The sequence below is a fragment of the Dawidia cretensis genome (genome assembly GCF_018598175.1).
In the GTDB taxonomy this organism is placed as follows: Bacteria; Bacteroidota; Bacteroidia; order Cytophagales; family Cyclobacteriaceae; genus Ohtaekwangia; species Ohtaekwangia cretensis.
The window spans coordinates 1-13,067 of the sequence record NZ_JAHESE010000012.1; the positions used below are offsets into that span (position 1 = coordinate 1).

7 protein-coding genes are annotated in these 13,067 nt (G+C 51.9%); 3 read left to right on the forward strand and 4 right to left on the reverse strand.

Annotated elements, in window-relative coordinates:
- Both KK062_RS13495 and KK062_RS13500 read left to right on the forward strand, forming a co-directional pair.
- Positions 1-2,620: efflux RND transporter permease subunit (locus KK062_RS13495; protein WP_254084834.1), on the forward strand; the 2,620-nt coding region annotated here is incomplete at its 5' end.
- Positions 2,621-2,631: 11 nt separating this feature from the next.
- On the forward strand, positions 2,632-4,059 hold the full coding sequence (locus tag KK062_RS13500; RefSeq protein ID WP_254084835.1) for an efflux transporter outer membrane subunit: 1,428 nt from the start codon (positions 2,632-2,634) through the stop codon (positions 4,057-4,059).
- A 216-nt stretch (positions 4,060-4,275) separates the two neighbouring features.
- Here KK062_RS13500 and KK062_RS13505 read toward each other — a convergent pair whose 3' ends face one another.
- Entirely contained in the window at positions 4,276-5,250 is a 975-nt protein-coding gene (locus KK062_RS13505) for a hypothetical protein (RefSeq protein WP_254084836.1), read from the reverse strand.
- Positions 5,251-5,377: 127 nt separating this feature from the next.
- On the opposite strand from KK062_RS13505, the gene KK062_RS13510 reads away from it, so the two are divergent.
- Entirely contained in the window at positions 5,378-8,818 is a 3,441-nt protein-coding gene (locus KK062_RS13510) for a methylmalonyl-CoA mutase family protein (RefSeq protein ID WP_254084837.1), read from the forward strand.
- 340 nt (positions 8,819-9,158) lie between these two features.
- Here the strand turns inward: KK062_RS13510 and KK062_RS13515 are convergent, their stop codons facing one another.
- From KK062_RS13515 to KK062_RS13525, 3 genes are all read right to left on the reverse strand, one after another.
- Complete coding sequence (locus KK062_RS13515; protein WP_254084838.1) at positions 9,159-9,962, reverse strand: tetratricopeptide repeat protein; 804 nt, start codon at positions 9,960-9,962, stop codon at positions 9,159-9,161.
- Positions 9,963-10,008: 46 nt separating this feature from the next.
- Positions 10,009-11,814, reverse strand: a complete 1,806-nt coding sequence (typA, locus tag KK062_RS13520; protein ID WP_254084839.1) for a translational GTPase TypA — start codon at positions 11,812-11,814, stop codon at positions 10,009-10,011.
- A 281-nt stretch (positions 11,815-12,095) separates the two neighbouring features.
- The gene (locus KK062_RS13525) at positions 12,096-12,998 is read right to left on the reverse strand and encodes a class I SAM-dependent methyltransferase (RefSeq protein WP_262899219.1); all 903 of its coding nucleotides are present in this window, start codon (positions 12,996-12,998) and stop codon (positions 12,096-12,098) included.
- Positions 12,999-13,067: the final 69 nt, after the last annotated feature.

A 13,067-nucleotide genomic window follows, 5' to 3' on the forward strand; every position in this document is an offset into this window, starting at 1 on the left:
AGATTATTCCATGCGCATCTGGCTGAAGCCCGACCGCCTGGCGGCATACGGCCTGTCCGTACAAGAAGTGCTGGCCGCTGTGCGCGAGCAAAACCTCGAGGCCGCTCCCGGCCGGTTGGGTGAGAACAGCCATGAGTCATTTGAATATGTAATCAAATACCAGGGCAAATTCAACAAAGACTCGCAGTATGGTGAAATCATTCTGCGCGCCGATGAAGATGGCTCTGTGTTGCGTCTGCGCGACGTAGCGCGCATTGAGCTGGGCTCGTTCTCGTATAACCAAAACACTACCGTCAACGGTAAGCAGGGCATCGGTCTGGCGATCTTCCAGACGGCCGGCTCGAATGCCAACGACATTCAAACCGAAGTAAACGAATTGCTGGAAAAAGCGAAAGCCGACCTTCCGCAAGGCGTACAGGTGTTTACGATCTATAGCACCAAGGAATACCTGGACGAATCGATTAAACAGGTTACAACTACTCTTCTCGAGGCGTTCGTCCTCGTATTCCTTGTTGTATTTATATTCCTGCAAGACTTCCGCTCGACACTCATTCCGGCCATTGCGGTGCCGGTAGCGATCATCGGTACGTTCTTCTTCATGCAGCTCTTTGGATTTACCATCAACCTGCTGACACTGTTCGCCCTGGTACTGGCCATTGGTATTGTGGTGGACGACGCGATCGTGGTCGTAGAAGCGGTACACGCCAAGCTGCAGACCACCAAGCTGCATCCACGCGCCGCCACACTGCAATCCATGACAGAGATTTCCGGTGCGATCGTTTCTATTACATTAGTAATGTCCGCGGTGTTTATACCGGTAGGCTTTATGCAAGGTCCGGCGGGTGTATTCTATCGCCAGTTCGCCTTTACGCTCGCGATCGCCATTATCATCTCGGCCGTAAACGCCCTGACGCTTAGCCCGGCATTGTGCGCACTGTTCCTGAAGCCACATGTCGACCATGATGACCAGGGTCACGCGAGCCTGCCGCTTCACAAGCGTTTCTTCCAGGCATTTAATACCAGCTTCAACGCGATGACCGAGAAGTATATTCGCAGCCTAAGCTTCCTGAACCGTCGTAAATGGATTCCGCTCGGTGGCATTGCCCTCGTTACACTGGCGAGCGTCTGGATGCTGATCTCGACACCCACAGGCTTTATTCCGAACGAAGATCAAAGCTTCTTCGTATTCTCCATCACCATGCCCCCCGGCTCATCGCTGGAACGTACGCGGGAAGTGGTAAACAAGGTCGAGCACATCATGAAAGACCTGGAGGCTACTAACCACTACCTCTCGGTGTCAGGCCTGAACATCATTACGAACTCCATCAGCTCGAACTATGCGGTGGGCTTTGTGAAGATGAAGCCGCACAAAGATCGCGGGGAAGTCAAAGACATCAACGCCATCATGGGCATCGTGAACCAGAAGCTCGGCGCCGTCAATGAAGCGAACATCTTTACCTTCATGATGCCGACCGTACCGGGCTTTAGTAACCTGTCGGGCTTTGAGCTGATCTTGCAAGACCGCACCGGCGGCTCGCTGCATACCCTGAACGAAACGGCGCAAGGCCTGATCGGCGAGCTGATGAAGCGCCCCGAGATCGCCTTTGCCTTTACAACGTTCAACACGGCCAACCCGCAGTTCATGCTGAACATCGATGAGAAAAAAGCCAAGCAGCTCGGCGTCTCCGTCAATGACGCGTTGCAGACGCTGCAGGTATATTACGGCAGCACGTTCGCCTCAGACTTCAACCGCTTTGGTAAATTCTACCGTGTCATCATGCAGGCCGACGCGCAGTTCCGCGACGATCCTACGTCACTCAAAGGCATGTTTGTAAAGAACTCCTTTGGCGAGATGGTGCCGCTGAGCACGATCATCAGACTTGAACGTGTGTACGGCCCCGAAACCGTAACGCGTAATAACCTGTTCAACGCTGTTACCATCAACGGTGTGCCGAAGCCAGGCTATAGCTCGGGTGATGCCATCAAGGCCGTAGAAGAAGTGACCGCACAGTACCTGCCCCGTGGCTTTGGTTACGAGTGGGCCGGTATGACCAAAGAAGAGATCGCCTCTGGCGGACAAGCAGGCTTCATCTTTGCCCTCTGTCTGATCTTTGTATACTTCCTGCTGGCGGCACAGTATGAAAGCTACATCCTGCCCCTGTCGGTTATCCTGTCGATACCGCTGGGTATATTCGGGGTGTTCCTGTTCATCCGCCTCTTTGGCATCGAGAACAACATCTATGTACAGGTAGGCCTCATCATGCTCATCGGCTTGTTGGCGAAGAACGCCATCCTGATCGTGGAGTATGCCGTACAACGGCGACGCGCGGGCATGGACCTGGTGGCCGCAGCACTGGAAGCAGCGCGCCTGCGTCTGCGCCCGATCCTCATGACCTCGTTCGCCTTTATCGTAGGGCTGCTGCCGCTGATGCGTGCTACCGGTGCTTCGGCATTGGGTAACCGTTCCATCAGTACAGGTGCTGCCGGCGGTATGTTAACGGGGGTGGTGCTCGGCATCTTCGCTGTGCCAGTCCTCTTCGTCATTTTCCAATACCTCCAGGAGCGCATTTCGGGTAAGAGCCCTGAAGCCGCTGCCGTAGAACCGACCTCAACGCTATAATCTTTCCGCATATGCGCAGAAATAAGTATTTATCCACAAGTATATCCTTCGGACTGGCCGTAGCCCTTTTAGCGGGTTGCTCTGCCGGGAAGAACTATAAACGTCCTGAACTGAACGCACCCGCGCAATATGCTGCGGGTGCCAGCGACAGCAGCGCGGCGCTGCTGTCGTGGAAGGTGTTCTTTCAAGACCCTACGCTGGTAGGCCTGATCGACAAGGCACTGGTCAGCAACTTCGATTTGCAATTAGCGATCCAACGGCTGGAGGCTTCACATGCCTACGCCAAACAGGCACGGTTGGCATGGCTTCCGTCGCTCAATGCACAAGGCACTGTATCGACCAATAATCCATCGAACAATAGCTTCACCGGCATACAATTGGGCTCAGTTCCTCCTCCCATTGGTCCCCTCCATCACCTCGAAGATTATACCCTCGGTGGTACGCTGTCCTGGGAGATCGACGTGTGGGGTAAGATCCGCCGCCAAAAAGAAGCCGCTGTAGCAACCTACCTGCAGAGCTTCGAAGCACGCCGCGCCGTGCAAACCGGGTTGGTTGCCTCGGTTGCCAACAACTACTACAACCTGGTCATGCTCGACGCACAATTGGAAATCGCCACACGTAACGCAAACCTCAGCGACAGCATCGTGCAAATGATCCGCCTGCAAAAAACCGCAGGTGAAGTCACGGAGCTGGCCGTGCAACAAGCCCTGTCACAACAGCAAACCGCTGCACTGCTGGTACCGCAGCTGGAGCAGGCTATCACATTGCAAGAAAACGCACTACGCTTATTACTCGGCGACTGGCCGGGTACCGTCACCCGCGGCACAGCACTCGACAGCCTGCTGTCACAAGATTCGCTGGCCACCGGCGTCCCTGCAGATTTGCTGCGCCTGCGTCCCGATGTACGCTCAAGCGAGCTGGCACTGGTAGCGGCCAACGCCCGCGTTGGTGCAGCCCAGGGCGCCATGTACCCCGCCTTGAGTATTACCGCTACGGGTGGTCTAAACGCATTCGAGGCTTCCAATTGGTTTAAAACACCAGCGTCACTATTCGGCATACTGGCCGGTAACCTAACGCAGCCGATCTTCCAGAAGCGTCAGCTACGTACGCAACTGGACGTAGCCCGCGTAGAGCGCGAGCAGCGCGCGATCGAGTTCCGTCGCTCTGTTATGCAAGGTGTGCACGAGGTTACCAACGCACTGGTAAAGATCGAGAAGCTGCAAACACAACAGACTGTAGCCGACGACCGCGTAGAGACACTCGATCAGGCTGTACAAAATGCCCAACTGTTGTTCCGCAGCGGTATGGCCAACTACCTGGAAGTTGTAACGGCCCAAAGCCGCGCACTACAGGCCGAGCTCGAGCAAGCCGCCATCACCCGCCAGCACCTCAGCGCACAGGTCGAGCTATACCAATCGCTCGGCGGCGGCTGGCAATAAAGAGACTTTCTTCTATGTATTTTTTGTGTTGGGTCTTCCCGGTTCGCCGGGAAGACCTTTTTTTTCGGAAACGATCCATTCCAATTATTAACAACTTTATAAAACCAGAACGCAAAACACATCACACTGACAATCAGATTATTACAAAATAAAAAAGGCCCTGGAAGGGCCTTCGTTGACGTTAAAATGTCGTATTTTATATAATTTCTTTCGTTTTCATTCTAGTCGTGATTTACTTAAAACTAAGCAAAAACCCTGAGATGGCAAAAGCAATTCTCTGTGTTCCATCGTCAATTTCCCATCTACTTTATTCAACGTATGAAACTCTTTAACAGTTTTACTGATAAACGAAATTTTGACATTTTCTGAATAAGAAATCGAAATAATCATTCCATTCGTAACCTTAGAAAGGCCAAAATCCTGCAGCTCGTTTGATGGAATATTTAATGGAAATTTTCTCCTCTCTGCTTTCCAGAACTCATACTCGTTATCACACTCCAGAAGCTTTTCAAACTTTCCAGAGCTCAATGTCTTAGAAAATTCTTCGATCAAATTAGTCTCCTCACGGGTTGAACAGTTGGTGATCGTCATTTTGGTCACTTCTCTGTATGACGATTGATCTGTTTCATATCTAAATATATTAATCCAGGGAAATTTTCCGCGTTCATCTATCGGAACAAGCTTTGCACTTGTTACTTGCTCATATGTCACGTAATCAATACCTCCATCGTTAACAATATCAATGTCATTATAGAATATTCGAAAATCCTCAAAATAATATTTATGATCCGATGGGAAATAATGTTTTAAAACTATGGTTTCTATTTTTTCGTTAATCCTAGGAAACTTCTGTGTGTAAAGAACTTTAGAGGTCAACTTCCATATATCTTCCAGAAATTTTCTATCCTGTTTTTCAAGATAATTTCTACTATATATGACCTTTGCAAGCTCCTCTTGAAAAATTCCAGAAAATTGAATGGATTTTAAAACAGCTGCAAAAATGCCGCTCGATAAAACTGCAACGCCAACAGCTTTAAGTGCCGACGGTAAAAATTTATAAAATCTATCAGAGAACGAAAGAGTCGAATCTGAGGTATCGGAGTTAAAATGGCCAATTAAAAAGAGTGAGATTCCTACGATTGTTAAAATCCACACAAGATTTTTAAATAGCCAGATTTTTACTGTCGCCATCGGTTAAAGTATTTAGAGCTAATGCTACCCACAATATCAGAAAATTTCTTCATCCCGCTGCTTTCCTAACTCCTGTTAGCACAATAGCCCGCTTCTACGTATTTTTGTGCATAACAATCGATTTTTCATGCGTTCCGACACGATTACAGCCAGTAAAACTGAAAAAAAAGAGCCTGTTGCAGCGGGCCACACGGTTCAGGAGCCTTACAAACCGCAACACAAGGTGCGGATCGTCACGGCGGCCAGCCTTTTTGACGGCCACGATGCAGCGATCAACATCATGCGGCGGATCATCCAGACCACCGGCTGCGAAGTAATTCACCTGGGGCACGACCGCAGCGTGGAAGAAGTGGTGAACACCGCCATACAGGAAGATGCACACGCCATTGCCATGACCAGCTACCAGGGTGGGCATACGGAATATTTTAAATACATGTACGACCTCTTACAAGAGAAGGGCGCAAGCCACATCCGCATCTTTGGCGGCGGTGGCGGCGTAATCTTGCCGGAAGAGATCCGCGAGCTGATGGACTATGGCATCACCCGCATTTACACACCCGACGACGGCCGCGCGATGGGCCTGCAAGGCATGATCAACGACCTCGTTGAAAAGAGCGACTACCCTACCGGCGAGACCATCTCCGACGACATCACACAGCTAACAACCTCCAACCACCCCGCGCTGGCGCGGTTGATCTCCGCCGCCGAAAACTTCTATGACAAACACCAGGATGTTTTCAAAAAGGTAAACGAAAAGGCCGCTACATCTACAGCCCCCGTACTGGGCATTACCGGCACCGGTGGCGCCGGTAAATCATCGATGGTAGACGAGATCGTACGCCGCTTCCTGATCGACTTTAAAGACAAGACACTCGGCATCATTTCCGTCGATCCTTCCAAACGCAAAACGGGCGGCGCGCTCTTAGGCGACCGCATCCGGATGAACGCCATCAACAACCCGCGCGTATTCATGCGCTCGCTGGCGACACGCCAAAGCAACCTGGCGTTGTCTGCCTATGTGAAAGAAGCCATACAATCGCTCAAAGCGGCAGGCTTTGACCTCATTATCCTCGAGACCTCCGGCATTGGCCAAAGCGACACAGAGATACTCGACCATAGCGATGTGTCACTCTATATCATGACACCCGAGTACGGCGCCGCCACGCAGTTGGAGAAGATCGACATGCTCGACTTCGCCGACGTCATTGCGCTGAACAAGTTCGACAAACGCGGCGCGCTCGACGCCCTGCGCGATGTCAAGAAACAATACCAACGCAACCACCAGCTGTGGAACAGTCCGGCAGAAGGCATGCCCGTGTTCGGCACCATCGCTTCGCAATTCAACGACCCCGGCACGAACCAGCTCTACAAGCACGTGATGGACACCATCACTGAAAAGACCGGAGCACCGCTGCAAACGTCGTTCGAGATCACACGCGAGATGTCGGAGAAGATCTTTGTCATTCCTCCGCACCGCACCCGCTACCTGAGCGAGATCTCCGAAAACAATCGCAGCTATGACAAGTGGGTTAAAGACCAGGCCACCATCGCACAGAAGCTCTACGCCCTACGCACGTCAATGGACACCGTACGCGAGCTGGCTCCCGAAGACAAAGACCGCATCATAAAAGGACTGGACGAGCAATTTGAAAAGCTCAAGCTAGACCTCGATCCACGCAACTGGAAGCTGCTCGAAAACTGGCCTGCGCTCGTAGCCCAGTATAAAGGCCCGCTGTTTAAATTCAAAGTACGCGACAAAGAGATCGGCATCAAGACACATGCAGAGTCCTTATCGCAGGTACAGATCCCCAAGGTTGCGCTGCCGCGCTACGAAGCCTGGGGTGATCTGCTGCAGTGGAACCTGCAAGAGAACGTGCCCGGCGAGTTTCCATATACCGCCGGTATATATCCCTTCAAACGCGAAGGCGAAGACCCTACCCGCATGTTCGCCGGCGAAGGAGGCCCCGAGCGTACCAACCGCCGCTTCCACTACGTAAGCATGGCGATGCCCGCCAAACGATTGTCGACCGCATTCGACTCGGTAACACTCTACGGCAACGACCCCGACTACCGTCCCGACATCTACGGCAAGATCGGCAACTCCGGCGTCAGCATCTGCTGCCTGGACGACGCCAAAAAACTCTATAGCGGTTTTAACCTGGCCGATCCCAAAACATCGGTATCGATGACCATCAACGGTCCCGCGCCCATGCTGCTGGGTTATTTCATGAACGCTGCCATCGACCAGCAATGTGAAGTATACATCAAACAAAATGGACTGGAAGAAGAGGTAAAACAAAAGATCGCCGCCCTGTATAAGAACCATTCCGGCAAACAACCTGCGTACCAGGGTGCACTGCCCAAAGGCAACGACGGCCTCGGCCTGATGCTGCTGGGTGTAACCGGCGACCAGGTACTGCCGGCCGACGTATACCAAAAGATCAAAGCCGAAACACTCTCGCAAGTGCGTGGCACGGTACAAGCCGACATTCTCAAAGAAGACCAGGCACAAAACACCTGTATCTTCTCGACGGAGTTTGCGCTGCGCCTCATGGGCGACGTGCAGCAATACTTCATCGACCAGAACGTACGTAACTTCTACTCGGTATCGATCTCCGGCTACCACATCGCCGAAGCCGGCGCCAACCCCATCACACAGCTGGCCTTCACCCTGGCCAATGGCTTTACATACGTAGAATACTACCTCAGCCGCGGCATGGACATCGACGACTTCGCCCCGAACCTGTCGTTCTTCTTCAGCAACGGCGTTGACCCGGAGTATGCCGTCATCGGGCGTGTAGCCCGCCGGCTGTGGGCGAAAGCGCTCAAGAATAAGTATGGCGCCAATGCCCGCGCCCAGATGTTGAAATATCACATCCAAACATCCGGCCGCTCGCTGCACGCGCAGGAGATCGACTTCAACGACATTCGCACCACGCTGCAGGCATTGTATGCCATCTACGACAACTGTAACTCCCTGCATACAAACGCCTACGACGAAGCCATCACCACGCCGACGGAAGAAAGCGTACGCCGCGCCATGGCCATTCAGCTCATCATCAACAAAGAGCTGGGCCTGGCCAAGAACGAAAACCCGCTGCAGGGCTCGTTCATTATCGAAGAGCTGACCGACCTGGTAGAGGAAGCCGTACTCACAGAATTCGACCGCATAACCGAGCGCGGTGGCGTGCTGGGCGCAATGGAAACGATGTATCAACGCGGTAAGATTCAGGAAGAGAGCCTGCACTACGAGATGTTGAAACACACAGGCGAGTTCCCGATCATTGGTGTGAATACCTTCTTAAGCTCGAAAGGGTCGCCGACGGTAATTCCGCGGGAAGTGATTCGTGCCACGACGGAAGAGAAGGAGTATCAGATCAGCATGCTGCGCGACCTGCACAGCATTCATGAGCAACGTGTGACAGAACACCTGGCACGTGTGCAGGCGGCGGCGGTACAAAACCAGAACATCTTCGAAATGCTGATGGATGCCTGTAAGGTTTGCTCGCTCGGGCAGATTACGAAGGCGCTTTTTGAAGTCGGTGGCCAGTACCGCCGGAATATGTAAACGAAATACCTAAACTGAGAAATACTTTTCTCCGCCGCGTCCATAAGGGTGCGGCGTTTTTTTTGAGTGGGTGCGAAAAAAATATTGAAAAATGTTCCGCCAAATGGCAGGACGGTTCCTGTTTAACCTTCGCTTTTCACACCCTTTTCCCACGGATGTCCTACGGATGTCCTTACTTCCGGGGACCTTCGGTAGAACATCCGTAGGATATGTGTAGGACATCTATGGGACATCCCTGGGGGAAACTGGAAGTATCTCCCCTATTGCCGGCCATGCTTAGGCAACCGTTAAGTCAGTATAAAAATGATTGGGAGAACCAGCTGGAAATGCTGAGGATAAGCTATTCTTTCGTAGAGTAGCAATACTCTTTCAAATAGTCGACAGCGTCGTCAAAACCGGCGTTGAAGGCCTTCGTTAGGGTGCTGCATCCTTCCTTCAACTGGTCATCTTCGACCAGCGCCAAACCTTTGTAGAATAACAACGTAATATTGCCTGGTTCCTGTTTCAACCCTGCGTCAATATATTTCAGGGCCAGGCCATAGGCCTCCTGGTCAATACACATAGAGCCCGCAAACAAATATGTCCGGACGTAGGCAGGTTCCTTCGCAATAACCTGATCAAAGACGATTTTCGCGCTGTCCGGCCGTTGCTCGTATACATACGTCAGTCCGAGATAAGCATGCACTTCAGGATCGTCCTGAAGACGAAGCAGTTTACGAATCGAGGTGCGCGCTTCCGCATAACGACCCGCTTCTATCAATATCGAAGTGCGCCAACGGTCGATGGCTGGATCACCGCGACGGCCTGCAGCAAACTCGTCCAGGTCCCTCAGGAGCAGGTCAAATTTTTCCAGGCCCTGGTATATATACATGCGCAGCAGCTTAGCCTGGCCGTCGGTAGGGTATTTACCAAGGTATTGATTCACGTCGACCAGCGCCGCGTCGAATTGCTCAGCACTGAAGTACGCATACGCCCGCTTGTGCAGCACGACGTAGTCAGACTCGTCCGCGTAGCTGGACTTTTGCAAAATCTTACTGTATAGCGCTATCGCACCGTCAAAATCTTCCCGCGCGGCGAGGGTGTCCGCCTCGGTTTCCAGCGCGGCGCGGCCTTGCTGTTGGGCAACGGCAAAAAAAGAACTCATTACCCAGGAAAGGGTAATGAGTCCGGTGATTATCGAAAATCGAATATTACTTGCTGTTACGTTTACGCTCACTTTCGTTCAGGTAAATTTTACGCAGGCGAATCGACTTCGGAGTTACTTCCACATATTCATCTGCCTGAATATATTCCAGCGCCTCTTCGAGCGAAAATTTAACGGGCGGCGCAATGCGCATTTTTTCGTCGGCACCCGACGCGCGCATGTTGGTAAGCTTCTTAGTCTTCGTGATGTTGATGACAAGGTCACCGCTGCGGTTGTTCTCGCCGACTACCTGACCTTCGTAGATAGGCTCTCCGGCTTCAATGAAGAACTTACCGCGATCCTGCATGTTGTTGAGCGAGTAAGCAATGGCTTCGCCTTGCTCCATCACGATCAACGAACCGTTGATACGGCCCGGGATCTCACCACGGTATGGCTGATATTCCAGGAAGCGGTGTGTTACAATCGCTTCACCGGCTGTTACGTTCAGCAGGTAGTTACGCAGACCGATGATACCGCGTGACGGGATGGTGAACTTCAGGATCATACGGTCGCCTTTCGGCTCCATATTGGTCATTTCACCTTTACGCTGTGATACGGTTTCAATGGCCTTGCCGGAAACAACTTCCGGAAGGTCGATTGTCAGCTCTTCAATAGGCTCGCTTTTTACGCCGTCGATTTCTTTGAAGATCACCTGCGGCTGGCCGATCTGAAGCTCATAGCCTTCGCGGCGCATCGTTTCGATCAATACAGACAAGTGAAGTACACCACGGCCAAAGACCATGAATGAATCGGCCGAACCAGTATCTCCTACGCGCAGGGCGAGGTTCTTCTCGAGCTCTTTCTCAAGTCTTTCCTTGATGTGGCGCGACGTCACGAACTTACCTTCCTTGCCGTAGAACGGCGAGTTGTTGATCGTGAAGAGCATGCTCATCGTAGGCTCATCGATCTTGATCGACTGCATGGCTTCCGGATTGTCGATGTCGGCAACAGTATCGCCAATCTCAAATCCTTCCAGACCTACCAGGGCGCAAATCTCGCCGGGTTTTACTTCCTCTACTTTTTCTTTTCCAAATCCTTCAAAGACATACAGGTCTTTGATCTTTGATTTTACGATGGCTTTGGTGTCGCGTTTAATCAATGCAACGGGCTGCCCGGCTTTGATGCCACCACGGTGTACGCGGCCGATCGCTACCCGGCCGGTATAGGCCGAATACTCGAGCGACGTAATAAGCATTTGTGTAAATCCTTCTCCGATTTTCGGCGCAGGAATGTGCTCAATGATACCATCAAGCAGCGGCACGATGCTGTCGGTAGGTGTTTTCCAATCGGTGCTCATCCAGCCGTTCTTAGCCGAACCGTAGAAGGTCGGGAAGTCCAGCTGGTTTTCAGTCGCATCGAGTTGGAACATGAGCTCGAATACTTGCTCGTGTACCTCGTCGGGCGTACAGTTTTTCTTGTCTACTTTGTTTACCACCACGATCGGCTTCAGGCCCAGTTGCAGGGCTTTTTGCAGCACGAAGCGGGTTTGGGGCATAGGCCCTTCAAACGCATCGACCAGCAGGAGAACGCCGTCGGCCATGTTCAGCACGCGTTCTACCTCACCACCAAAGTCGCTGTGACCCGGGGTATCGATTACGTTGATCTTATAGTCTTTATAACGTACGGATACGTTCTTTGCCAAGATCGTGATACCACGCTCACGTTCCAGGTCATTGCTGTCCATGATCAGCTCGCCGGGAGTTTCGTGGTCTTTAAAAAGCTTCCCCGCCATCAGCAGTTTGTCCACTAGCGTAGTCTTACCGTGGTCGACGTGGGCGATAATGGCAATGTTCCTGATCTTGTTAACGTCCATAAATTCGTTGTATTCCTTGTTTTTCTTGAATTGAGGCGCAAAGATACGGTTATTTAAGGACTTGTAGAAGGCCTCACAAAAAGACTACGAAGAATTCACATTCTTGTGTTCTACCACGTTTTTATTGGCCTATCCCGGAAAGCACAAAAGATTCTTCGCCTACCGCACACGTTTGAATGGCATTTCAGGAAAATGCAGCAGGGGTCATACCCGTATCAAAGCCGTAGATACGCCCTACTAAAGCCGTATCAAAGCCCTATCAAAGGCATACATAAGGTGTGTTATTCCGACCGGAACCGCAAAAAAGTGCCCATCGGCAGATCCTTGCCCTGCCTGGATTTTAAGAAAAACTCGCCGTATTCCGGCGCCGCCTGCGGAAAGTGTGTTTTCACAACGTTCAAACCGACGATCGGCGATAGCCCCACCGCATACATGCTCAGAATAAAGAAGTGATGGTCCTCTTCCAACAATTGACTGCTCATATAGACCAGCTCATTTAATTGCTCTTGTAAAGTCCACTTCTCCCCTTCCGGACCGCGACCATACGGCGGCGGGTCCATGATCAGGCCGTTGTACTTGTTCCCGCGTTTGAGCTCGCGGCGCACGAACTTAAAGGCATCTTCATATACCCAGCGGATGTTGTCCTGGTTGTTCAGCTGCATGTTCTGATTGGCCCAGTTGATCCCGGGGCGTGACGCATCGCAGTGTACTACGTCGGCACCCGCCGTGCGCGCGACGACCGACGCGGCGCCCGTATAGGCAAACAAGTTCAACACGCGGGGCTTGGCGATTTTCCAACCGGTAAGGGTGTCATAAATAAAATTCCAGTTGTTGCCCTGTTCCGGAAAAACACCTACGTGGCCAAAGCTCGTTAAGCCGAGACGAAGGTTGAGGGTAAGGTCGTTGTAACGATACTGCACCTGCCAGTTTTCGGGCATCGACGGACCGCGCGACCAGCCGCCTTTCACATCATCGGAAAAGCGAAAGTTGTCTTTTTGCTCGCGTACAAAGCGGCCATGGGCGAGCTTCTTCCATTCATCTTCCGACAACGTCTTGCTCCATATAGCCTGGGGCTCGGGGCGACTGAGAATATACTTGCCAAAACGTTCGAGTTTTTCAAAGTCGCCGGAGTCCAGCAGCTCATAGTCTTGCCAGGAAGAAGGATAGTGCAGCTTGATATTCAACGCGTCGTGCGGTTTATTTTGGAGGCAAAGTAACGGAACTAATGCTAAACCGCGAAAAGTGCCGTGGGA

Bases quoted from the DNA above. Each gene is read 5' to 3' on its own strand.
- KK062_RS13500 (WP_254084835.1), top strand. From the start codon at position 2,632: ATGCGCAGAAATAAGTATTTATCCACAAGTATATCCTTCGGACTGGCC.
- KK062_RS13505 (WP_254084836.1), bottom strand. From the start codon at position 5,250: ATGGCGACAGTAAAAATCTGGCTATTTAAAAATCTTGTGTGGATTTTA.
- KK062_RS13510 (WP_254084837.1), top strand. From the start codon at position 5,378: ATGCGTTCCGACACGATTACAGCCAGTAAAACTGAAAAAAAAGAGCCT.
- KK062_RS13515 (WP_254084838.1), bottom strand. From the start codon at position 9,962: ATGAGTTCTTTTTTTGCCGTTGCCCAACAGCAAGGCCGCGCCGCGCTG.
- typA (WP_254084839.1), bottom strand. From the start codon at position 11,814: ATGGACGTTAACAAGATCAGGAACATTGCCATTATCGCCCACGTCGAC.